This window comes from Mycolicibacterium novocastrense (assembly GCF_001499835.1).
GTDB lineage: Bacteria > Actinomycetota > Actinomycetes > Mycobacteriales > Mycobacteriaceae > Mycobacterium > Mycobacterium novocastrense.
This window is the reverse complement of record NZ_LQIH01000028.1, coordinates 15655-39716: the sequence shown is the minus strand read 5'-3', so window position 1 is coordinate 39716 and position 24062 is coordinate 15655. Positions and strand designations below refer to the sequence as shown.

Annotated in this window: 19 protein-coding genes and 1 riboswitch; of the genes, 12 read left to right on the top strand and 7 right to left on the bottom strand. The window is 68.0% G+C overall.

The features are described from left to right. Nucleotides 1-18 precede the first annotated feature (18 nt). Entirely contained in the window at nt 19-1932 is a 1914-nt protein-coding gene (locus AU072_RS19030) for an ABC transporter ATP-binding protein/permease (RefSeq protein WP_064415245.1), read from the bottom strand. A 228-nt stretch (nt 1933-2160) separates the two neighbouring features. On the opposite strand from AU072_RS19030, the gene AU072_RS19025 reads away from it, so the two are divergent. The 12 genes from AU072_RS19025 (at nt 2161) to gcvP (ending at nt 14635) form a co-directional block, all read left to right on the top strand. Continuing rightward, nucleotides 2161-3003 carry a GNAT family N-acetyltransferase gene (locus tag AU072_RS19025; RefSeq protein ID WP_064415244.1) on the top strand — a complete coding sequence of 281 codons (843 nt, stop codon included), beginning with the start codon at nt 2161-2163 and terminating at the stop codon, nt 3001-3003. 87 nt (nt 3004-3090) lie between these two features. After that, complete coding sequence (secA2, locus tag AU072_RS19020; RefSeq protein WP_064415243.1) at nt 3091-5427, top strand: accessory Sec system translocase SecA2; 2337 nt, start codon at nt 3091-3093, stop codon at nt 5425-5427. A gap of 9 nt (nt 5428-5436) precedes the next feature. Continuing rightward, nucleotides 5437-6063 (top strand): CDP-alcohol phosphatidyltransferase family protein, encoded by a 627-nt coding sequence (locus AU072_RS19015; protein WP_064415242.1) that lies wholly within the window; start codon nt 5437-5439, stop codon nt 6061-6063. Then, the gene (locus tag AU072_RS19010) at nt 6060-6977 is read left to right on the top strand and encodes a DUF881 domain-containing protein (protein ID WP_064415241.1); all 918 of its coding nucleotides are present in this window, start codon (nt 6060-6062) and stop codon (nt 6975-6977) included. Before AU072_RS19015 ends, AU072_RS19010 begins: the two co-directional genes overlap by 4 nt. A 21-nt stretch (nt 6978-6998) precedes the next feature. After that, a complete protein-coding gene (locus tag AU072_RS19005; protein ID WP_064346400.1) occupies nt 6999-7331 on the top strand; it encodes a small basic family protein in 333 nt (110 codons plus the stop codon). A 15-nt stretch (nt 7332-7346) separates the two neighbouring features. Further along, nucleotides 7347-8195, top strand: a complete 849-nt coding sequence (locus AU072_RS19000) for a DUF881 domain-containing protein (RefSeq protein ID WP_064415240.1) — start codon at nt 7347-7349, stop codon at nt 8193-8195. Between the two features lie 48 nt (nt 8196-8243). Continuing rightward, on the top strand, nt 8244-8639 hold the full coding sequence (gene gcvH / locus AU072_RS18995) for a glycine cleavage system protein GcvH (RefSeq protein ID WP_064415239.1): 396 nt from the start codon (nt 8244-8246) through the stop codon (nt 8637-8639). A gap of 134 nt (nt 8640-8773) precedes the next feature. Beyond that, a complete protein-coding gene (garA, locus tag AU072_RS18990; protein ID WP_064393704.1) occupies nt 8774-9253 on the top strand; it encodes a glycogen accumulation regulator GarA in 480 nt (159 codons plus the stop codon). A 31-nt stretch (nt 9254-9284) separates the two neighbouring features. Beyond that, on the top strand, nt 9285-10034 hold the full coding sequence (ftsR, locus tag AU072_RS18985) for a transcriptional regulator FtsR (RefSeq protein ID WP_064415238.1): 750 nt from the start codon (nt 9285-9287) through the stop codon (nt 10032-10034). 60 nt (nt 10035-10094) lie between these two features. Further along, nucleotides 10095-10589 (top strand): bifunctional nuclease family protein, encoded by a 495-nt coding sequence (locus AU072_RS18980; protein WP_059098552.1) that lies wholly within the window; start codon nt 10095-10097, stop codon nt 10587-10589. Between the two features lie 223 nt (nt 10590-10812). Then, a complete protein-coding gene (locus AU072_RS18975; RefSeq protein WP_064393706.1) occupies nt 10813-11448 on the top strand; it encodes a MerR family transcriptional regulator in 636 nt (211 codons plus the stop codon). Nucleotides 11449-11554: 106 nt separating this feature from the next. Further along, a riboswitch (glycine riboswitch) is annotated at nt 11555-11652 on the top strand. Between the two features lie 136 nt (nt 11653-11788). Then, complete coding sequence (gene gcvP / locus AU072_RS18970) at nt 11789-14635, top strand: aminomethyl-transferring glycine dehydrogenase (protein ID WP_064415237.1); 2847 nt, start codon at nt 11789-11791, stop codon at nt 14633-14635. A 123-nt stretch (nt 14636-14758) separates the two neighbouring features. On the opposite strand, the gene AU072_RS18965 is transcribed toward gcvP, so the two are convergent. From AU072_RS18965 to AU072_RS18940, 6 genes are all read right to left on the bottom strand, one after another. Continuing rightward, a complete protein-coding gene (locus tag AU072_RS18965) occupies nt 14759-16795 on the bottom strand; it encodes a substrate-binding domain-containing protein (protein ID WP_064415236.1) in 2037 nt (678 codons plus the stop codon). A 37-nt stretch (nt 16796-16832) separates the two neighbouring features. Continuing rightward, entirely contained in the window at nt 16833-19040 is a 2208-nt protein-coding gene (locus AU072_RS18960; RefSeq protein WP_064415250.1) for a malate synthase G, read from the bottom strand. Nucleotides 19041-19105: 65 nt separating this feature from the next. After that, nucleotides 19106-20002 carry a 3-methyladenine DNA glycosylase gene (locus AU072_RS18955; RefSeq protein ID WP_082680675.1) on the bottom strand — a complete coding sequence of 299 codons (897 nt, stop codon included), beginning with the start codon at nt 20000-20002 and terminating at the stop codon, nt 19106-19108. After that, nucleotides 19995-21047, bottom strand: coding sequence for a hemolysin family protein (locus tag AU072_RS18950; RefSeq protein ID WP_064415235.1), 1053 nt, complete (start codon nt 21045-21047; stop codon nt 19995-19997). Before AU072_RS18950 ends, AU072_RS18955 begins: the two co-directional genes overlap by 8 nt. After that, nucleotides 21040-22410 (bottom strand): hemolysin family protein, encoded by a 1371-nt coding sequence (locus AU072_RS18945; RefSeq protein WP_064415234.1) that lies wholly within the window; start codon nt 22408-22410, stop codon nt 21040-21042. Before AU072_RS18945 ends, AU072_RS18950 begins: the two co-directional genes overlap by 8 nt. Nucleotides 22411-22606: 196 nt before the next feature. Continuing rightward, the gene (locus tag AU072_RS18940; protein WP_064415233.1) at nt 22607-24043 is read right to left on the bottom strand and encodes a GuaB1 family IMP dehydrogenase-related protein; all 1437 of its coding nucleotides are present in this window, start codon (nt 24041-24043) and stop codon (nt 22607-22609) included. Nucleotides 24044-24062 lie beyond the last annotated feature (19 nt).

Genomic DNA, 24062 nt, shown 5'->3' with positions numbered 1-24062 from the left:
CGGGTAGCCGGGCGGGCGTTAGACCTTCGCCGGTTCGTCACCCCCGACGCGGCCCAGCCGCCAGTCGCCGTCGCCCAGCAGCTCGAGTTCGTGGGTGTGGTGCTGTTCGACTGTGCTGCGGTGGCTCACGCTGACCAGGATGGTGTCGGGTAGCTCGGTGCGGACCAACTGGTAGAGCATGAACTCCAGGCCCTCGTCGAGTGCGGAGGTGGACTCGTCGAGGAACACCGCCCTGGGTTTCGTCAACAAAATCCGCGCGAACGCGATGCGTTGCTGTTCGCCGGGGGAGAGCACCTTGGCCCAGTCGTCGACCTCGTCGAGACGGTCGGCGAGGTGCGGCAGCGCCACCTTGTGCAGCATGTCGCGCAACGTCCGGTCGTCGATCTCGCCGACCTCGTTGGGGTAGCTGACAACGGTGCGCAGATCGCCCAGCGGCACATAGGGCATCTGCGAGAGGAACATCGTCTCGTTGGGCCCGCACGGCCGGGTCAGCCGTCCGGAGGTGAACGGCCACAGCTGCGCCAGGCTGCGCAGCAGGGTGGTCTTGCCGCTGCCGGACTTGCCGGTGACCACCAACGAGTCGCCGACCTCCAGCCGCATGTCGAGCGGCCTGATCAGTTGTCGGCCGTCGGGGGTGCGGACTTCGACGGCGGAGAGTTCGACGGTGCCGTCCACGCAGGGCGCGGTGGTCAGCTCGGGCAGCGCCCGGCCCTCGTCGTTGGCGACCACCAGGCCGTGCAGCCGGATGATCGCCGCCCGGTAACCGGCGAACTGGTCGTAGACGTTGCGGAAGAAGGACAGGCCCTGCTCGATGTTGCCGAAGGCCGCCGCGGTCTGGCTCATCGCGCCGAGCGTGATCTCACCGGTGAAGAACCGGGGGAACTGCAGCAGATAGGGCGGCACGACGATGATCTGGTCCATCGACAGGTTCCAGCCGTAGAAGCCCATCATGCGGTTGATGTAGCGCTTGTAGTTGCTGACGACGGGCGCGAACAGCCGCCGCAGCCCGGACCTTTCGGCCGCCTCACCGCGGTAGAAGGCAACCGCCTCGGCCGCGTCGCGCAGCCGCACCAGCGCATAGCGGAAGGCGGCGTTGAACTTCTCGTTGTAGAACGACAGCCAGATGATCGGTCGCCCGATCCAGAACGCGAAGACCGAAGCCAGCAGGACATACGCCAACAGGATCCAGAACATCGCCCGCGGCACGTCACCGATGATCGGCAGCGTGAGCGTTCCCGACAGGTTCCACAGGATCGCGGTGAACGAGATCATCGAGACGATCGCACTGACCGCACCGAACAGCAGAGTGGCGGTCGAGGTGTTGTTGGGTGTGTTGGGCAGCCCGCCGACACCCGCGGTGAAGATGTCGATGTCGTACTGGATGCGCTGGTCGGGGTTGTCGATGGTGTCGTCGATGAATCGGCCGCGGTAGTAGGCCTTGTCGTCCAACCAGTCACCGGTGAGTCGGTCGGTGAGCCAGACCCGCCAGGCCAACATGAACCGCTGGGTCATGAAGAGGTCGAGCATGATCCGCGCGACGTGAATGACGGCCAGGATCGCGAAGACCATCATCGACAGCCAGAACCCGTCCCTACCGGAGTTCCGGATGGCGTCGTCGCCACTGCCCAGGCCCGAAGCCACCACCTGGAAGCTGGTCATCATGTCGTTGCCCTGATAGGTGAACAGCACCGTCAGGCGGACTCCGATGATCACCGAGAGCAGCATCGCGCCCAGCCACAGCCAGACCTTGAGGCTTTCCGGGCCCTTGAAGTAGTCGCCGGTGATGCGCCAGAACTGACGGCCCCACACGGTGAACCTGGCGATGAGCACCAAGACGATCAGAGTGCACACCGCCGCGATCGCCCAGCCCCGCGCGATCCACACCAGCGACGTCCACAGTTCACTGCCCCAGTCCAGCGTCGGGGTGAACATTCCCTCATTCACTCCGGCAAGGTACCGCGACATCGTTCACGTGGCCGTTCAAAGGGGTAGGTGTCGAACCGGTCGCACCGCTCGCGCCTCGCCGGCCGCTCAACCCCGCGAGGGTGCGGGTCTGCACAGGACACGCCGCGAGATCTCGACACTTTGCGCACGTTCGCGGCGGCGCGAAGGCGACGAAAATGAGTCGACCCGTTCGGCCTTCGCACCCATGCTGGACTCATGGAGGTGCGCATTCACGACTCCGCCGATGAGTTTCGCGCGCTCGCCGAACCGGTGTACCGGCGCGACCCGGTCGTCAACACCATCGAGCTCACGGTCCTTGCCGCGGCGATACCCGACGACGCGCTGTTGCTGTCGGTGTGGCAGAACTCGGAAGTGGTCGGCGTCGCGCTGCAGACCCCGCCATACCCGTTGGCGTGCAACGGTCTTCCGATCAATTGCGTCGAGGTCGTTGCCCGTGATCTCCGTCGGAGACGACCCCATCTGATCGGGGTCCGCGGTTCCCGTGAGGTCGCCGTCGCGATCGCCGACGCCTGGCGGTCGCACGGCGGATGTGCGGGCAGCGTCACGCTCGAAGAGCGGCTCTACCGGTTGGGGACCCTGCGGCCGCCTGGCGACGTCGCGGGGGTGCCGCGGTGGGCAGACGAGACCCACCGCGCGGTATTGATCGACTGGGTGGAGCACTTCTTCGCCGAGACCTTCGGCCATCCCCGCGACGACGCCGCGGGGGCTCGCTTCCTCGACGCGGCCGCCGACCGGGGTGACCGGTTCCTGCTGTGGGACGTCGACGGCACACCGGTCAGCACGGCGCTGCTGCGTGCGCCCGCGGCGGGGGTGTCGCGCATCGGCCCGGTCTTCACGTCCGCGGACCGCCGGGCCAACGGCTACGGCTCGGCCGTCACCGCCGCGGCCGCACAGGCCTCACTGGACCGCGGCGACGTGGCGGTGGTGCTGTTCACCGATCGTGCCAATCCAACGTCGAACGCGATCTATCGGAAGATCGGCTTCGAGCCGGTGTCAGAATTCGCGCGCATCGACTTCGGCACGGTCGACCAACCGTGAACGTGCGCAGACTGCTGCCGAAATGCGGCGTGTCGCGAAGCGGACACGCACGCTCGCCCCCGGCAGCGCAGCGCGTACGGTAGCGGTGTGGCAAAGACGAAGACCCGCACTTCAGGACGTGTCAGCAATAGGTTCTGGAAGCTGCTCGGCGCCAGCACCGACCGCAGCCAGGCGCAGTCGATGGCCCAGGTGCGCAGGTCGGCGGATTTCGACGAGAAGGCCTCGGCGCTCGACGACGAAAAGTTGAGCAAGGCCGCCAAATTGCTGAACCTCGACGACCTCGCCGAGTCCACCGACATCCCGCAGTTCCTGGCGATCGCCAGGGAGGCCGCCGAGCGCACAACGTCGCTGCGGCCCTTCGACGTTCAGCTGCTGGGTGCCCTGCGCATGCTCGCAGGCGACGTGGTCGAGATGGCCACCGGTGAAGGCAAGACGCTCTCGGGTGCCATAGCGGCGGCCGGCTACGCCCTGGGCGGGCGCAGCGTGCACGTCATCACCATCAACGACTACCTCGCGCGCCGCGACGCCGAATGGATGGGCCCGCTGCTGGAGGCGCTGGGCCTGACGGTCGGCTGGATCACCGAGAGTTCGACGCCCGAGGAGCGCCGCGCGGCCTACCAGTGCAACGTGACGTACGCCTCGGTGAACGAGATCGGGTTCGACGTGTTGCGCGACCAGTTGGTCACCGACGTCGCCGATCTGGTCTCACCGAACCCCGATGTCGCGTTGATCGACGAGGCCGACTCGGTGTTGGTCGACGAGGCGTTGGTTCCGCTGGTGCTGGCCGGCACCACTCACCGCGAGACCCCGAAGGTCGAGATCATCCGCATGGTCGGTGAACTCACGCCGGGTGTCGACTACGACACCGACACCGACAGCCGCAACGTCCACCTCACCGAGATCGGCGCACAGAAGATGGAGGCCAAACTCGGCGGCATCGACCTGTACTCCGAAGAGCACGTCTCCGGCACCCTGACCGAGATCAACGTGGCGCTGCACGCCCACGTGCTGCTGCAACGCGATGTGCACTACATCGTCCGCGACGACGCCGTGCATCTGATCAACGCCTCCCGCGGCCGCATCGCGCAGCTGCAGCGCTGGCCCGACGGCCTGCAGGCTGCGGTCGAGGCCAAGGAGGGGATCGAGACCACCGAGACCGGGGAGGTGCTCGACACCATCACGGTCCAGGCGCTGGTCAACCGGTATGCGACGGTGTGCGGTATGACCGGCACCGCGCTGGCGGCCGGTGAGCAGCTGCGCCAGTTCTACAAGCTGGGTGTGTCGCCGATCGAGCCGAACAAACCGAACATCCGCGAGGACGAGCCCGACCGGGTGTACGTCACCGCGGCCGCCAAGAACGACGCGGTCGTCGAGCACATCAAGGAGGTCCACGAGACCCGGCAGCCGGTGCTCGTCGGCACCCGCGACGTCGCGGAATCCGAAGAGCTGCACGAGAAGCTCCTCAAGGCCGGTGTTCCCGCGGTCGTGCTCAACGCCAAGAACGACGCCGAGGAGGCAGCGGTGATCGCCGAGGCCGGCAAGCTGGGCAGCGTCACGGTGTCCACGCAGATGGCCGGCCGGGGTACCGACATCCGGCTCGGCGGCTCTGACGTGAGCGATCACGACGCCAGAAAGGATGAGGTCGCCGAACTCGGCGGACTGCACGTCATCGGGACCGGCCGCCACCACACCGAGCGGCTGGACAACCAGTTGCGCGGTCGCGCCGGCCGCCAGGGCGATCCCGGCTCGTCGGTGTTCTTCTCCAGCTGGGAAGACGATGTCGTGGTCGCGCATCTGGAGCCCAACAAGCTGCCGATGGAGACCGACGAGAACGGTCGCGTCATCAGCCCCAAGGCGGCCAGCCTGCTCGACCACGCGCAGCGCGTCGCCGAGGGCCGGATGCTGGACATCCACGCCAACAACTGGCGCTACAACCAACTGATCGCCCAGCAGCGCGCGATCATCGTCGAACGGCGAAACACGTTGTTGCGCACGCCCACAGCGCGCGAGGAGCTCGCCGAGCTGTCGCCGAAGCGCTACGAGGAGGTCGTCGAACGACTCGGTGAGGAGAAGCTGGAGAGGATCTGCCGGCTGATCATGCTCTATCACCTCGACCGCGGCTGGGCCGACCACCTGGCGTATCTCGCCGACATCCGCGAGAGCATCCACCTGCGTGCGCTGGGCAACCAGACGCCGATCGACGAGTTCCACCGCATGGGCGTCGACGCGTTCGCGTCGTTGGCCGCCGATGCGATCGAGGCGGCCCAGCAGACGTTCGAGACGGCGCCGTCGATCGAGGACGAGCCCGGGGTCGACCTGTCCAAGCTGGCCCGTCCGACCTCGACGTGGACGTACATGGTGCACGACAACCCGCTCGCCGACGACTCGCTCTCGGCGCTGAGCCTGCCGGGCGTATTCCGCTAGGTTTAGCCCATGACCGAGGCGCATGGCCGGGTGCCTTCGCCGCCGGACGAGGCGGGTCAGGCCCGCAACCGGGTGCTCACGGTGCCCAACGTGCTCAGCGCGCTGCGTCTCGTGCTGGTGCCGGTCTTCCTCTGGCTGCTTTTGGTGGTGCACGCCAACGCGTGGGCGGTGGCCGTGCTGATGTTCAGCGGGTTCTCCGACTGGGCCGACGGCAAAATCGCCCGGCTGGTCGACAACCAGTCGTCGCGGCTGGGGGAGTTGCTCGACCCCGCGGTCGACCGCATCTACATGCTGACGGTCCCGATCGCCATGGGGCTTCACGGTTCGCTGCCGTGGTGGATCGTGCTCACCCTGATCGGGCGTGACGCCGTACTCGCCGCGACGCTGCCGCTGCTGCGCGGCCGTGGCCTGACCGCGCTTCCCGTCACCTACATCGGCAAGGCCGCCACGTTCGCGTTGATGTCGGGTCTGCCGCTGATCCTGTTGGGGCAGTGGGACGCCACGTGGAGCCGGGTGGTGCTGGCGATCGGGTGGGGTTTTCTGATCTGGGGCCTGCTGATGTACCTGTGGTCGGCGGTGCTCTACCTGATCCAGGTGGGCATGGTGGTGCGCCAACTGCCGAAGGTGTCGCGATGACGCAGAGCTTCCGCAACACACTCGGCGGCTACGACCCCGACTCTGGCCGCAACGCCCATGAAGCGAACCGGCCGAGCAAGATTCCGGTGCCGTCGCTGCTGCGGTCGCTGTTGACGGAGCACCTCGACCCGGGGTATGCCGCGGCCGCCGAGGCCAGAGCCGCCGGCCGCGAACGACCGAGATGGCAACAGTGGGCCTGGCAGCTGGCGGGTGCCTTGCTGCTGGTGGTCGTGTTCGCCGCAGCGGTGGCACAGGCGCGCGCGACAGCGCCCGGTGTCCGCGAGACGCAGCACGTGCTCGCGGGCAGCGTGCGCACCGCGCAGGCCGACACCACCGCGGCCGCCGAGCGCCGGGACACCCTGGCGGCCGAGGTCGACGACGAAAGGCGCAGGCGCCTGGAGGGCGACGCGCGCGGCCAGCAGTTGCTCAGCCGCCTCGACGAGGCGAGCTTCGCCGCCGCGGCCACCCCCGTGATCGGGCCCGGGCTGACGATCACCGTCACCGACCCGGGCGCCTCTTCGGCGGACCTGAGCGACGTGTCCAAACAACGGGTTCCGGGCAGCCGGCAAGTGATTCTCGACCGCGACCTGCAACTGGTCGTCAACTCACTGTGGGTCAGCGGCGCCGAAGCGCTGTCGGTCGGCGGGGTGCGGATCGGCCCCAATGTGACTATCCGACAGGCGGGCGGCGGCATCCTGGTCGACAATCAACCGATCAGCAGTCCTTACGTGGTCCTCGCGATCGGTCCGCCGAACGCGATGCAGGAGGTGTTCGACCGCAGCCCCGGCCTGCAGCGGCTGCGTCTGCTGGAGGCCTCCTACGGTGTCGGGGTGAGCGTGAGCGCCGGCGAGGGGCTGCAGCTGCCCGCCGGCTCGGTCCGAGAAATCAACTTCGCCAAGCAGATTGGGCAATGACACGAACATGAAGTCAGACACATGATCGGAATCGCCGCACTGGTGGTGGGCGTCGTGCTCGGCCTGGTGTTCCGCCCCGACGTGCCCGAGTTCGTCCAGCCGTACCTGCCGATCGCGGTCGTCGCGGCGCTCGATGCGGTCTTCGGCGGTCTGCGCGCGTACCTGGAGCGCATCTTCGACTCGAAGGTGTTCGTGGTGTCGTTCGTGTTCAACGTGTTGGTTGCCGCGCTGATCGTCTACCTCGGCGACCAGTTGGGGGTCGGCACGCAGCTGTCCACGGCGATCATCGTCGTCCTCGGAATCCGGATCTTCGGCAACGCAGCCGCTTTGCGCCGCAGGCTGTTCGGCGCGTGACGACGAGGCTTGACAATGAGTGAGCACACACCGCAGCACTCCCAACCCGATGACTCCGACCGTCGCGCCGGCGGCGGCCGCCACGAACTGCCGCCCGACGAGCCGTCTCAAGAGATCGGCGGTCTGCGCGCGGGCGGAATCGCCGGGGTGATGCGACGGGGTCGCTCGCAGGTGGTGTTCGGGGCGCTGGCCGTGGTGTTGTGCGTACTGCTCGGGGTGGCGATCGTGACGCAGGTTCGCCAGAACGAGTCCGGAGACTCGCTCGAGGCGGCCCGGCCCGCGGACCTGCTCGTGCTGCTGGACTCGCTGCAACAGCGGGAGGCCGCGCTCAACACCGAGGTGACCGATCTGCAGCGCACCCTGGCGCAGCTGCAGGCGTCGGGCGGCAGCGACCAGGCCGCCATCGAGAACGCCCAGGCCAGACTCGCCGCACTGTCCATCCTGATCGGCACGGTTCCCGCGACCGGCCCCGGTGTGACGTTGACCATCACCGACACCGCACCCGGCGTACCCGCCGAAACGCTGCTCGACGTGATCAACGAACTGCGCAACGCCGGCGCCGAGGCCATGGAGATCCGCGGTGGGGGCACCGACGCGCCGGCCGCCGTGCGCGTCGGCGTCGACACCTGGGTCGTCGGCAACCCGGGCGCGCTGGTGATCGACAACGTCACCATGAGCCCCCCGTATTCGGTTCTGGCCATTGGCGATCCGCCCACCCTGGCCGCGGCCATGACCATTCCCGGCGGCGCGATGGACAGCGTCGAACGGGTCGGCGGCAGCATGGCCGTACAGCAGTCCGACCGCGTCGACGTCACCGCCTTGCGACAACCGAAACAGCGCCAATACGCTCAGCCAGTCAAATGAGGGTCAGTTGCCAACCCGGGCCGAACCGCTGAACAAACGAGGAGCGCCGTGAGCGAAATCCCAGCCGACCTGCACTACACCGAGGAACACGAGTGGGTGCTGCGCACCGGCGACGACACCGTGCGCGTCGGTATCACCGACTATGCCCAGTCGGCGCTCGGTGACGTGGTGTTCGTCCAGCTACCCGACGTCGGCGCGGAGGTGACCGCCGGCGAGTCGTTCGGCGAGGTGGAGTCCACCAAGTCGGTGTCGGACCTGTACGCGCCCGTCACCGCGAAAGTGGTTGCGGTCAACGGTGATCTCGAGGGGAGTCCGCAGCTCGTGAACTCCGATCCCTACGGGGAGGGTTGGCTGGTCGAGCTGCAGGCCGACCCCGCCGCACTGGAGGAGGGGTTGGGCACGCTGCTCGACGCCGACGGCTACCGCGGCACAGTGAGCGAGTGACGGGTTGTTAGGGTTTTGCAGACCGGACGCCAACTAGGGCGGATCCGGCGGTGGTGGGCACAATCGCGCTCGCCGCGCGGTACGGTCGACAACAGAGACGCGGTATCGCCACAGCAGCCAGTTAGGAGCAGCGGGTGACGGAAAACGACCAGAACTCTGGGACCGACCAGACGTCTGACGAAGTCACCGTGGAAACGACATCCGTCTTCCGCGCCGACTTCCTCAACGAACTGGACGCCCCGGCCACGGCGGGGACCGAGGGCGCCGTTTCGGGCGTCGAAGGTCTGCCTGCCGGATCGGCGCTGCTGGTCGTCAAGCGCGGGCCCAACGCGGGTTCCCGGTTCCTGCTCGATCAGCCCACCACGTCGGCCGGTCGGCATCCCGACAGCGACATCTTTCTCGACGACGTCACGGTGAGCCGCAGGCACGCCGAGTTCCGCCTCGAGAGCGGCGAGTTCCAGGTGGTCGACGTCGGCAGCCTCAACGGCACCTACGTCAACCGCGAACCCGTGGACTCCGCGGTGCTCGCCAACGGCGACGAGGTGCAGATCGGAAAGTTCCGCCTGGTGTTCCTCACCGGCCCCAAGAACGACGACAGCGGTCAGGCCGGCTAGTGGTCGACCAGCGCATGCGCGAAGAGTAACGATGGGCGCACCCGACACTCCCGCGCTCACTGGGATGTCGATCGGAGCGGTTCTCGATCTGCTGCGACCGGACTTCCCGGACGTGACCATTTCCAAGATCCGGTTCCTGGAGGCCGAAGGCCTGGTCACCCCGGAGCGCACCGCGTCGGGTTACCGGCGGTTCACCGCCTACGACTGCGCTCGCCTGCGGTTCATCCTCACCGCCCAGCGCGACCAGTACCTGCCGTTGAAGGTGATCAAGGCTCAGCTGGACGCACAGCCCGACGGCGAGCTGCCCGAGAACGGAACGGCCTACGGCGTACCGCGTTTGGTTCCGGTGTCCTCAGACCGCACAGACGGCGCCGACAATCCCGCGGGTGCGGCGGCGGTGGCGCCGACGCAGGTGCGGCTGTCTCGGGAGGATCTGCTGGCCCGATCGGGCGTCGGTGAAGAACTGCTGGGCGCGCTCGTCAAGGCCGGAGTCATCACCGCAGGACGTGGCGGATTCTTCGACGAGCATTCGGTGGTGATCGCCCAGTGTGCGCGCGCCCTGGAGGATTACGGTGTCGAGCCGCGGCATCTGCGGGCGTTCCGGTCGGCGGCCGATCGGCAGTCCGATCTGATCGCCCAGATCGCCGGGCCAATCGTCAAGGCCAACAAGGCCGGCGCCCGCGACCGGGCCGACGACCTGGCACGTGAAGTGGCGGCCCTGGCGATCACCTTGCACACATCGTTGATCAAGTCGGCTGTGCGCGACGTACTGGATCGCTGAGGATTAGACTCGAAGCGATGGCTTACAGGCTCGCTTCTTCGGTGCGGAGGGCAGACGCAGATGGGTGAGGTTCGTGTGGTCGGCATTCGCGTGGAGCAGCCGCAGAACCAGCCGGTCCTGCTGCTGCGGGAGTCCAACGGTGACCGGTATCTGCCCATCTGGATCGGCCAGTCGGAGGCGGCCGCAATAGCACTCGAACAGCAGGGCGTCGAGCCGGCCCGGCCGCTGACGCATGATCTGATCCGAGATGTCATTGCCGCGCTTGGTCATTCACTCAAAGAGGTGCGCATCGTCGACCTGCAGGAAGGCACCTTCTACGCCGACCTGATCTTCGACCGCGACATCAAGGTGTCGGCCCGCCCGTCGGACTCTGTGGCGATCGCGCTGCGGGTCGGGGTGCCGATCTACGTCGAGGAAGCGGTGCTGGCCGAGGCCGGGCTGATCATTCCCGACGAGAATGACGACGAAGCGGCGGGTGCGGTGCGCGAGGACGAGGTCGAAAAGTTCAAGGAGTTCCTCGACAGCGTCTCACCGGACGACTTCAAGGCGACCTAGCTCCATCGACGCCCTGCGGGTTTGTCACGGAAGCGTCTCGTCGCTTCGACACGCGGCGCAGGGTTTTCCCATCGGCGGATTGGGCAGCCATACTTTGGGGGCCGGACCACTGATGGGCGGTCCACAGACGGCGAGAAGCGTATGCTCGACTCACTCGGGCTTGGCAAATGTGTGCCCCACGCAGGTCACAGACGCGGGTTCGATCGGCGAGAGGAATCTAGAAGTGGGAGACACGCCACGTCAGGAGCAGCTGGACCTCACCGCTGCTAGCGGCCCCGCGGATTCGGAACTGACCACCACCCCGGAGCCGGCCGGAGAGCCCGTCCAGGCCGGACTGTTCCCCGACGACTCCGTTCCCGACGAACTCGTCGGCTACCGCGGCCCCAGCGCCTGCCAGATCGCCGGCATCACCTACCGCCAGCTCGACTACTGGGCACGGACATCACTGGTCGTGCCGTCCATCCGCAGCGCTGCCGGCTCGGGCAGCCAGCGCCTGTACTCGTTCAAGGACATCCTGGTCCTCAAGATCGTCAAACGCCTGCTCGACACCGGCATCTCACTGCACAACATCCGCGTCGCCGTCGACCACCTGCGTCAGCGCGGGGTTCGCGATCTGGCCAACATCACGCTGTTTTCCGATGGCACCACGGTCTACGAATGCACCTCGGCCGAAGAGGTCGTCGACCTGCTGCAGGGCGGTCAGGGCGTGTTCGGCATCGCGGTTTCGGGCGCCATGCGGGAGTTGACCGGCGCGATCGCCGATTTCCCGGGTGAGCGCGCCGACGGGGGCGAGTCGATCGCGGCTCCCGAGGACGAGTTGGCCTCCCGGCGCAAGCACCGCGACCGCAAGATCGGCTGACCCGCCCCGGGCGTTGTTCCAGTTCCTGCTTCCAGGGCTGTTCAACCAACCCCTGACTGCAATCTTCACGGCGATCGGCTGAGTGCCGGTAAACTCGTCAACGCATCGCGCTTGTGCGGGAGAGTTTCGTGGCGGCCAGTCACGGACGCCGAAGGAGCAACACCTCTCCGTCAACCTCTCAGGCACCCGGACCGCGCAGGCCCCGATGCCTCTGGAAAGCGGTAAGCGAACTGCTTACCCGCCCATGGGGAAAGGCGGCCACGCCGAATCTCTCAGGCACCGACGACAGAGGGGGAGGAACCCAGCGGTCCTCTGCCTGCACGCGTCTGGAGTAGCCCGAGTGTTCGACCACCACCAGCCCAACTTCGCCGACCGCCACATCGGACCGGATGCGGACGCCGTCGCCGCCATGCTCGAGACGATCGGCGTCTCCTCACTCGACGAACTTGCCGACAAGGCGCTGCCGTCGGGCATCCTCGACCCGCTGTCGGCCGACGGTCGGGCGCCGGGTCTCGACCGGCTGCCCGCGGCCGCCACCGAGGAGGAGGCACTGGCCGAACTGCGCGCACTCGCCGACGTGAACACGGTGGCCGTGTCGATGATCGGCCAGGGCTACTACGACACGCTGACCCCACCGGTGTTGCGCCGCAACGTTCTTGAAAACCCCGCCTGGTACACCGCCTACACCCCGTATCAACCGGAGATCAGCCAGGGCCGCCTCGAGGCGTTGCTCAACTTTCAGACCATGGTGACCGACCTGACCGCCCTCGAGGTCGCCAACGCCTCCATGCTCGACGAGGGCACCGCGGCGGCCGAGGCGATGACGCTGATGCACCGCGCCGTGCGCGGGCCGTCGAACCGGCTGGCCGTGGACGCCGACCTGTTCGGCCAGAGTGCCGCGGTGCTGGCCACCCGCGCCGAGCCGCTCGGCATCGAGATCGTCACCGCCGATCTGACCCAGGGGTTGCCCGACGGCGAGTTCTTCGGCGTCGTTGCGCAGCTGCCGGGGGCCAGCGGCGCCGTCGTGGACTGGAGCGAGCTCGTAGCCCAGGCCCATGACCGCGGCGCGTTGGTTGCGATCGGTGCAGACCTGCTGGCGCTGACGCTGCTCACCCCGCCCGGCGAGATCGGCGCCGACGTCGCATTCGGAAGCACTCAAAGATTGGGCGTGCCAATGGGTTTCGGTGGCCCGCACGCGGGATACCTGGCCGTGCACGCCAAGCACGCGCGCCAGCTGCCGGGCCGCCTGGTCGGGGTGTCGCTGGACGCCGACGGCGCGCCGGCGTACCGGCTGGCGTTGCAGACCCGCGAACAGCACATCCGCCGCGACAAGGCCACAAGCAACATCTGCACCGCGCAGGTGCTGCTCGCGGTGATGGCCGCGATGTATGCCAGCTACCACGGGGCCGACGGTCTGACCGGAATCGCGCACCGGGTGCACGAGCGGGCGCGAGCCCTGGCGGCCGGGCTGACGGCGGCCGGGGTACCGATCGTGCACCGCTCGTTCTTCGACACCGTCCTGGCCTCGGTGCCCGGCCGGGCCGCAGCGGTGCGCGAGGCCGCCAAGGCGCGCGGCATCAACGTCTGGCTGGTCGACGATGACCACGTCTCGGTGTCCTGCGACGAGGCGACCACCGCCGCACATGTCGAGGCGGTGCTGTCGGCCTTCTCGGCGGCGCCGGTCGACACGGAGTTCGACGGCCCCCGCATCGCGACCCGCACGTCGGAATTCCTGACCCATCCGGCGTTCACGCGCTACCGCACCGAAACCGAGATGATGCGCTACCTGCGCTCGCTGGCCGACAAGGATATCGCCTTGGACCGCAGCATGATTCCGCTCGGATCGTGCACGATGAAGCTCAACGCGGCTGCCGAGATGGAACCGATCACCTGGCCGGAGTTCGCGCGCCAGCATCCGTTCGCACCGGCGTCCGACACCCCGGGACTGCGAAAGTTGATCGCGGACCTCGAGCAGTGGCTGATCGACATTACCGGCTACGACGCGGTGTCGCTGCAACCCAACGCCGGCTCGCAGGGCGAGTACGCCGGCCTGCTGGCGATCCAGGCGTATCACGCCGAGCGCGGTGAGCCCGGCCGCGACGTCTGTCTCATCCCGTCCAGCGCGCACGGCACCAATGCGGCCTCGGCGGCGTTGGCGGGTATGCGGGTCGTCGTCGTGGCGTGCCGACCGAACGGCGACGTCGACCTCGACGACCTGCGCGCGAAGGTGAGCGAGCACGCGGATCGGCTGTCGGCGTTGATGATCACCTACCCGTCGACGCACGGGGTGTACGAGCACGACATCGCCGACATCTGCGCGGCCGTGCACGACGCGGGCGGTCAGGTGTACGTCGACGGCGCCAACCTCAACGCGCTCGTCGGCCTGGCCCGGCCCGGCCGGTTCGGCGGCGACGTGAGCCACCTCAACCTGCACAAGACGTTCTGCATCCCGCACGGCGGTGGCGGCCCCGGCGTCGGCCCGGTCGCGGTGCGCGCACACCTGGCGCCGTATCTGCCCGGCCATCCGCTCGCCGAGGAACTCCCGGACAAGTACACGGTGTCGGCGGCGCCGTACGGGTCGGCGTCGATCCTGCCGATCAGTTGGGCCTACATCCGAATGATGGGTGCAGGCGGGCTGCGCGCCGCGTCGCTGACCGCGATCGCGTCGGCCAACTACATCGCCCGTCGCCTCGACGAGTACTACCCGGTGCTCTACACCGGCGAGAACGGCATGGTCGCCCACGAGTGCATCCTCGACCTGCGTACCATCACCAAGCAGACCGGCGTGACCGTCGATGATGTGGCAAAACGGTTGGCGGACTACGGTTTCCACGCACCCACGATGAGCTTCCCGGTGGCGGGCACGCTGATGGTCGAGCCCACCGAGAGCGAAAGCCTCGCCGAGGTCGACGCGTTCTGCGCGGCGATGATCGCGATTCGCGGTGAGATCGACAAGGTCGGTGACGGCACCTGGCCCGCCGAGGACAACCCGTTGCGCAACGCACCGCACACCGCGGAATCCCTTCTGGTGGACGACTGGAACCACGCCTACACCCGTGAGCAGGCGGCTTATCCGCTGGGCAAGAACTATCGCCCCAAGGTGTGGCCGCCGGTGCGTCGGATCGACGGTGCGTACGGCGATCGCAACCTGGTGTGTTCGTGCCCGCCGGTCGAGGCGTTCGCCTGAGCGACGCCCACCAAATTGCCCGCCCTTAGCGCCGAGTGTGGGCTCGACACACGTTCAAGCGTCGAAAAGCGTGCCGGTAAACCACGTTCGGCGGATAGCGGCAGGCTGAGTCGGCTCGAACCGCTAACCGAGGAAGTTCGCGATCGCGGCCGTCAGCTCGGGGGAGTCGGAGCTGGCGAGGTTCTGGTAGCTGCCGCCGCTGATCTCGGCCACCGCCTCCCACGTCGCGCGATCGGAGTCCGGACCGAAGTCGATGACGTTGACGGCCACCGGCCTGGCCTCGTCGAACGCGCCGCGGATGTACTGCTGCAACCCTTCTCCGTTGAGGGTCTGGTCGGTATGCGGCCCGGCGGTGATCACGAGGATCGAATTCTGCTGCCCCTCACGGAAATTCGCCATCGCTTCGGTGTAGACCAGCCGCAGCGTGGTGAACGAGACCGCGCCCCCGCCGGAGGCGGACTGTTCGTCCAGCGCCGCCGTCAACGCCGCCGACCGGGGCTGGCCGTCGACTTGATCGCTCAGCGGTCCGGTGCTCACCTCCGAGCGGCCCGCGGTGCCGTCGAACGTCCACAGCCCCACCGCCGACGAGGCCGGTAATGCCTGCAAACGGGCGTTGAGCGCGGCAACGACGTTCTGCAGCCGGCTTCGTCCGCCTTCGTCGGTGGGCATCGACTGGTCGAGCATGATCGTCACCGCCGGGTTGGCCGCCGGGGCGGTCAACGCGTCGGCCAGCAGCGCGCGTGTCTGCTCGTCGCCCACCGACAGTGGAGCAGGCGCCGGCCCGAAGTCCACGACGTCGCTGTCGGGCAACGTTCCCTCCGGGGTGCGGAAACCGGCCTTGGCCAGTTCCGCGAGTTGTTCGGGCTTGCGCATGAACCGGGCGAATTCGCTGGCGGCGCTCTTCTGCTCCTGCGACAGCCAATCGCCCGACACCAACACGGTCGGGTAATCGGCCACCGGCGCGGGGCCGGGCGGCAGCCATCCCGAGACCACGTCGGCTGCATTCTGCAGACCGGTGCTGCGCTGATACAGCTGCTGTTCGGTGATCGCGACGGCATGCACGGGGGCCGCCGCCGGATCGGACGCGTTGACCAGCGCGTCGAACGCGGTAGAGGTCTTCTTGTCCGCCAGCTGGGGTTGACCCGCCACCACCGTGTTCACCGCGCGGGTGCCGTCACTGGCCGGCGCGCCGGCCGGTACCGACGCGGCCGCGATCGCCTCCGCGGCCAGGTACGACGCATCGCTGTCGCCGCTCAGCGGCAGCACCAGCCGCAACGAGCCCCAACCGGGCAGATTCAGCCCGTCCAACGACGAGGGATTGCTCTGCAAAGCCGGCAGGGTCGACCAGTTCTGTTGTGCCAGAGCGTTCTTCAACTCTGGTCGAACGGCCAGCACCACCGGTGACGTAGCCAGCGACCGGCTGTCGATGATGGTTTGCGCTCCCGACGAGGCCTCGAGCCGGGCCGCCGACACCGAGCTGCCCGGAACCCACAGCGCGGGGCGATCGCCCAACTCCTGGGGCCAGGACTCGATGAAGCCGTTGACCACCTGGTCGGATTCGGCGGGTTTGACGCCGATCTTCACGCATTTGTCGGCCACCGGGGCGGCGGTCTCGTTGTACCGGTTGGCCAGCGACTGGATCGGTTCGGCGATGTTCGGGTCGGCTACCACCGCGACCGACAGCTCACCGTCGACGCACCGCGCGGCGGCTTGATCGGTGCGATCGGACAACGCGTCACCGAAGAACCGCCACAGGATGACCGCGCCGACGAGCACCACCACCGCGACCAGGGCCGCGATGACGCCGACGCTGACGCCGCGCCTGCCCGGGGTCACCGCTCGATGGCTACCGGTCCACTCGCCGCCCTCCCACTCGCCGCTGTGCTGCGGACCCGAGCGCGGCGGGGGAGTCGACCCACCGCTTCCGTGATCCGCGTAGTCGGGCTCGTGATCCGAGTAGCGCGGGTCTTCGGGGCCATCCGCATAGTCGGGACGGTCGACATCGCCGTACTCGGGGCCGTAGCCCGCGTCATGAGTTCCGGGTTCCGGTTCCGGACGGTCGCCGAGGTAGCCGAAGCGTTCGGTCTGCGACTCGTCGTGACCGTCGCCGAAATCGCCGCCTGCCGAATCGTCGGGATCCGGTTTACTGTGCCTGCCCACTTCCGCCCTCTACTTGCGACGCCGACCGGTCACCGGATCACGCACCGCCGTGTGCGGCCTTGTATTCGCGGCGGCGGCGATGCAGGATCGGCTCGGTGTAGCCGTTCGGCTGTTCGGCGCCCGAGAGGATCAACTCCTGCGCGGCCTGGAACGCGATGTTGTGGTCCGGATCCGTTGCCATCGGCTTGAATTCGGGATCCTGCTCGTTCTGCTTGTCGACGATCGCGGCCATGCGCTTGAGGCTGGCCACCACGTCGTCGGGTGTGATGACGCCGTGACGCAGCCAGTTCGCCAGCAGCTGACTCGAGATACGCAGCGTCGCACGGTCTTCCATCAGCGCAACGTTGTGGATGTCGGGCACCTTCGAGCAGCCGACACCCGCATCGATCCAGCGCACCACGTATCCGAGGATCGACTGGCAGTTGTTGTCGACCTCTTCGCGGATCTCCTCGGGCGCCCACGCGAGCTCCTTAGCCAGCGGAACGGCCAGCAGCTGCTCGACGCTGGTGCGCTTCTGGCCTTCGAGGTCCTTGTGCACCGCGTACACGTCGACCTCGTGGTAGTGCATGGCATGCAGCGTCGCCGCGGTCGGCGACGGCACCCACGCGGTGGTGGCGCCGGCCTTGGGCTGGCCGATTTTCTGCTCGACCATGTCGGCCATCAGGTCGGTCATCGCCCACATGCCCTTGCCGATCTGGGCCTTGCCGGAGAAACCGGTGGCCAGACCGATGTCGACGTTCTGGTCTTCGTAGGCCTGGATCCACTGGGTGCTCTTCATCGCGCCCTTGCGGATCATCGGGCCGGCTTCCATCGAGGTGTGGATCTCGTCGCCGGTGCGGTCGAGGAAACCGGTGTTGATGAACACCACCCGGTCGGCGGCGGCCTTGATGCAGGCCTTCAGGTTGACGGTGGTGCGGCGCTCCTCGTCCATGATGCCGACCTTGAGGGTGTTGGCCGGCAGCCCGAGCACATCCTCGACGCGGCTGAACAACTCGACCGTGTAGGCCACCTCGTCGGGGCCGTGCATCTTGGGCTTGACGATGTACACCGAACCGGTGCGGCTGTTGACCAATGGGCCGTTGCCGTCGCCCGACTTGAGGCCGTGGATCGCGATGAGGCTGGTGAACAGCGCATCCTGGATGCCCTCGAACACTTCGACCTCTTCGCCGTTGCCGTCTGTCCGCACGATCGCGTCGTTGGTCATCAGGTGACCGACGTTGCGCACGAACAACAGGCTGCGGCCGGGCAGGGTCAGCTCCCCCTCGCCGTCCGGGGTGGTGTAGGTGCGGTCCTCGTTGAGCTTGCGGGTGAAGGTCTCACCGCCCTTGGTCACCTCTTCGGTGAGGTCACCGCGGTTGAGGCCCAGCCAGTTCCGGTAGCCGAGCACCTTGTCGTCGGCGTCGACGGCAGCGACCGAGTCCTCGAAGTCCATGATCGTGGTGACCGCGGATTCCAGGACGACGTCCTTGATGCCCGCCGCGTCGGTCGAACCGACGGGCGACTGCGGGTCGACGAGGATTTCGACGTGTAATCCGTTGTTGCGCAAGAGCACCGACCACTGCGGCGAGCCGAGCTCTCCGGTGTAACCGACGAACTGCTCGGGCGCGGCCAGCCCGACCGAGTTGCCGTCGCCGAGGTCGACGAGGAGCTGACGGTCGTCGATCCGCAGGCCGGTCGCCTCACTCCAGGAGCCGGACGCCAACGGTGCGGCGCCGTCGAGGAATCGGCGGGCGTAGGCGATGACCTTGTCGCCACGAACCTTGTTATAGCTGCCGCCCTTCTCGGCGCCGTCGTCCTCGGAGATCACATCGGTGCCGTAGAGCGCGTCGTAGAGCGAACCCCAGCGGGCGTTCGCGGCGTTCAGCGCGAAGCGGGCGTTGAGGATCGGCACCACCAGCTGAGGTCCGGCGGTCGTGGTGATCTCGTCGTCGACGCCGGCGGTCGTGATCGTGAAGTCGTCGGGCTCGGGGAGCAGGTACCCGATCTCGGTGAGGAAGGCCTTGTACGCGTCGTGGTCGAGCGGCTCGATGACCCGCTGCCGGTGCCACTTGTCGATGCGGGCCTGCAGGTCGTCGCGCCTGGCCAGCAGTTCTTCGTTCTTGGGCGTCAGATCGGCGACGACCTTGTCCACGCCGGACCAGAACGTGTCGGGGTCGATGTCGGTGCCGGGCAACGCCTCGTTGTTGATGAAGTCGTACAGCACCCGGGCCACGCGCAGGTTCCCCACCGTCACGCGATCGGTCATCATTCCTCCTAGAACTGTCGTCCCAGCTTACCCAGCGGTAACCCGGCTTTTCCGCAACCGGCTGGTCAGCCGGCCCGGACAGCCGCGGTCAGGAGCCGTTCGCACTGATCGGCGAGGGCGGCCCGCAGCGGCGCCGCCCGCTCCGCGATGGTCTGCTGGATCCGCACGTATTCGGCACGACCGGCCGGTGTCTCGATCGCGATCGGCTCGAATCCGTATTCGCGGAGATCATAGGGGCTGGCGCGCATGTCGAGTTCGCGGGCTTCGGCGGCCAGCTCGAGGCAGTCCATCACGAACTCGGAGTCGACGAGCGGGCCGAGCTTGAAAGACCACTTGTACAGATCCATCGCGGCGTGCAAACAGCCGGGTTGTTCCGTGGCGACCTGGTTCTGCCGGGTCAGCTGTTCGGCGTTACGCGCGACGGCGGGCTCGGTGAAAAACCGGAACGCGTCGAAGTGACTGCAGCGCAAAGGCATCGACTCGACGACCGCGTCGGTGCCGGCGGCGCCGAGCCGTAGCGGCACCCGGTCGTGGCGCACCGTGGGCGACCGGTAGACCATCGCCCACTCGTGCAGCCCGAAACAGTTCAGCCGGGCCGGGCGCGCCGCTGTCGCCCGCAACAGGCGGCCGACGAACCGCACGGTGTCGACGCGCGCAGTCAGGTACTCGCGGCTGACCACCACACCGTCGGAGTCAGCGGCGTACCCCGTTCGGCCCAGGAAGCGCCGCGCGCCGCCGCCGGCCAAGGCGACCCCGAAGCCGGGGTGCCACACCCGCAGCCTGCCGGGCCGAAGGCTGTAATAGGTGAACAGGAAGTCCCAGACCGGGTGCTTCTCACCACACCGGGCCCGGCGACGATGCGGTGCGCAGAACGCGTCGACGCGGCGCTGATGCGCCCGCTCACGGGCGCTCCAATCCGACTCGCCGAGCACGATCACTGTGCGCACGGCGACGTCAGACACGGTGGGTCCCGTCGCGCACGGTGCCCACCAGGTCTTCGACGAGGTCCTCGAGCGCCACCATCGCCTCGACGCTGCCGTCGGGTGCAGTCACCAGCGCCAGGTGGCTGTTGGTGCGCCGCAGCCGCGACAACGCGTCGGGCAACGGCAGCGACGCCGGCACCACCGGCAGTGGGCGCACCATCGAGAGGTCCAGCACGGCGTCGGGGTCGTTGACGAACGCCAGCACGTCCTTGATGTGCAGATACCCCAGGTAGGTTCCGGACGCGTCGGTGATGGGGAAGCGTGAGTAACCCGTCTCGGCCAGCGCGTCTTCGACGGCACCCACCGTCGGCCCCGCCCCTTCGCGGGCCACGGACACCGTTCTGATGTCGCGCAGCGGGAATGCGACGTCCTTGACCGCGCGGTCGCGGATCTGCAGGGCGCGGGTGAGCCTGCTGTGTTCCTCGGGATCGAGCAGGCCCTCGGACAGCGATTCGGCGATCATCTCCGACAGCTCCACCGTCGACACGGTGACGTCGAGTTCATCCTTGGGCTCCACCCGGAACATCCGCAGGACGACGTTGGCGCACCAGTTGTAGAACGCGATCAGGGGCCGGGCCATGCGGATCCACACCAGATAGGTCGGTATCAGCAGCATGGCCGCCGACTCCGGGCCGGCGATCGCGATGTTCTTGGGCACCATCTCGCCGAGCAACACGTGCAGGACGACCACGATGGCCAGTGCGACGACGAAGGACACCGAGTGCAGCACCGCATCGGGCACGCCCACGGCGTCGAACGGCTTCTCCAACAGATGCGCGACGGCGGGTTCGCCGACGCGACCGAGCAGGATCGAGCAGATCGTGATGCCCAGCTGAGCGCCCGCGAGCATCAGCGACAGATGTTCACCGGCGCGGATCACGGTGACGGCGCTCTTCTTGCCCTGTTCGGCCAACGCCTCGAGCCGGTCGCGCCGCGCGGAGATCAATGCGAACTCCGACGCGACGAAGAAGGCGTTGACGGCCAGCAGCAGCACCGTCAGCAGCACACCGAAGAGGTCACCCATCGGCGCTTCTCCCGTCGGCCTCGCCGCTGCGGCCCAGTTCGGTCAACTCGAGCAGGTCGATGCGGCGCCCGTCCATCCGCAGCACGGTGGCCAGCCAGCGGTTCGGGTTCTCCAGCGGACCGTCGGGGTCGAACGCTTCGAGCTCGACCGATTCCCCCTCGTCGGGGATGTGCCCGAGCTTTTCGAGGACCAGGCCGCCGATCGTCTCGTAGTCGCCCTCGGGTGCGCGGAACGCCGTGGCGCTCGCAACCTCGTCGATGCGCAGCAGGCCCGATATCTGCCAGCCACGGCCCGCGGGCACCACGTCGGGCGCCTCGTCGTCGTGCTCGTCGCGGACGTCGCCGACGATCTCCTCGATCAGGTCCTCCACGGTGACCATGCCCGCGGTCCCGCCGTATTCGTCGACCACCAGCGCGGTCTGCAGGCCGTTGGCGCGGATCTGGGTCATCACGGTGTCGCCGTCCAGAGTCGAGGGCACCTTGGCGACCGGCAGCGCCAGCGTGGCCAGGCGGGTGGTCGCGCGTTCGTCGATCGGCACCTCGAACACCTGCTTGACGTGCGCGATCCCGATCGTCTCGTCGAGGTCTCCGCGGATGATGGGGAACCGTGAGTATCCCGTCCTGATCGCGGCGGTGACCAGGTCGGCGACCGTCGCATCGGCGTCGAGGGCCTCGATCTTCTGCCGGGGTGTCATGAGCTCCTCGGCGGAACGATCCCCGAACCGCAGCGACCGGTCGACCAATACCGCGGTGACGGGGTCCAGTGCGCCGCTGCGGGCCGAACTGCGCACCAGCGACACCAGTTCCTGCGGGGACCGTGCCGAGCGCAGCTCCTCGGCGGGCTCGATGCCCAGCCGACGCAGGATCATGTTGGCGGTCCCGTTGGTCAGCCGGATCAGCGGGGTGAACAGCGCGGAGAACAGCAGTTGCGGTCCGGCCGACCAGCGCGCCGTCGGCACTGGCCGCGCGACGGCGAGGTTCTTGGGCACCAGCTCGCCGAACACCATCGAGATCGAGGTGGCGATCGCGATCGCCAGAACCAGCGCCAGCCCGCCGGTGTAGCCCGGGGGAATCCCGATCGCGTCCAGGCCGGGGTGGATCAACCGCGCGACGACGGGTTCGGCCAGGTAACCGGTCGCCAGCGTGGTGATCGAGATGCCCACCTGGGCGCCGGACAGCTGGAACGACAGCGTCCGGTGCGCCCGCTGAACCATCTTGTCGCGCCGGTGGCCGCTGCGTGCGTTGCCGTCCACGGTGATGCGCTCGAGTGCGGTCAGCGAGAACTCGGCGGCGACGAACACCGCGGTCCCCGCCGTCAGCAACACGATTGCGAGCAGAGACAGCAACGTCGAAGCGACGCTCATCGGGGTGTCCCCGCGCAGGTGCCGGACCTGTTGTCCGGCCGTCTAGAGGAAGGCTCGGCGTCGGGGGGCTCGGGCCGCTCGGTCCGGTAGGCCCCCTCCGTAACCCGGGCCTCGACGGGTGCCTGCGGCACGGGATCCCTTTCGCGTAGAGGACTGAAGGGAACCCATGGTAACGGGTGATCTTGCGAGGGAGGGATCACCAGCCCGTGGGCAGCGGATGCCCCTCGGCGAAGCCCGCGGCCGACTGCACGCCGAGCACCACCTTCTCGTGCAGTTCGGTCAGATTCGCGGCACCGACGTAGGTGCAGGTGCTGCGCACCCCGGAGGTGATGTGGTCGAGCAGGTCCTCGACGCCTCCGCGGGACGGATCCAGACCCATCCGCGACGTCGAGATGCCCTCTTCGAACAGCGCCTTGCGGGCCCGGTCGAACGACCCGTCACCGGCGGTGCGTGCGGCCACAGCGCGTTTGGACGCCATCCCGTAGCTCTCCTTGAACGGCCGGTTGTCGCGATCGCGCATCAGGTCGCCGGGGGACTCGTAGGTGCCCGCGAACCAGGAGCCGATCATCACGTTGGACGCGCCCGCGGCCAATGCCAGTGCGACATCCCGCGGATGCCGGATACCGCCGTCCGCCCACACATGAGCGCCCAATTGCCTTGCCGCGGCGGCACATTCGACAACCGCGGAGAACTGGGGCCGCCCAACGCCGGTCATCATGCGCGTGGTGCACATCGCGCCGGGTCCGACCCCGACCTTCACGATCGACGCGCCTGCGCTGAGCAGGTCCCTGGTGCCCTCGGCGGAGACCACGTTGCCCGCGGCCAGCGGCAGCCCGAGGTCCAACGAGGAGACCGCCTCGATCGCGTCGAGCATCTTCACCTGGTGTCCGTGGGCGGTGTCGATCACCAGCAGGTCCACACCGACCTCGGCCAGGCTGCGGGCCTTGGCGCCGACATCGCCGTTGATCCCCACCGCGGCCGCGATCCGCAGCCGGCCCCGGTCGTCGACCGCGGGTGTGTAGATGCCCGCCCGGACCGCGCCGGTCCGCGTCAGCACGCCCGCCAGCGTTCCGTCGCTCTCGGTGAGCACCGCCACGTCGACCGGCGCGTGCTCGAGCAGGTCGAACACCTTGCGGGGCTCGGTGCCCACCGGCGCGGTGACGAAGTCCGAGACCGCGACGTCCCGCACCCGGGTGAACCGGTCGACGCCCTCGCAGTTCGCCTCGGTCACCAGGCCGATCGGCCGGCCCTCGAAGACGACGACCGCGGCGCCATGGGCCCGTTTGTGGATCAGGGCGGTCGCATCCGACACCGAGTCGTCGGGGGAGAGCACCACGGGGGTGTCGACGACCAGATCGCGGCTCTTGACGAAGTCGACGGTCTGTTGCACCGCGGAGATCGGCAGATCCTGCGGCAGCACGACGATGCCGCCGCGGCGGGCCACGGTCTCGGCCATCCGGCGGCCGGCGACGGCGGTCATGTTCGCGACCACGACGGGGATCGTGGTCCCCGAGCCGTCGGCGGTCGACAGGTCGACGTCCATCCGTGATTGCACATCGGAGCGTCCGGGGACGACGAAGACGTCGTTGTAGGTCAGGTCATATGCGGGTTTGTGCCCGTCGAGAAATCGCATGTCGGCTCAAGTCTAGTTG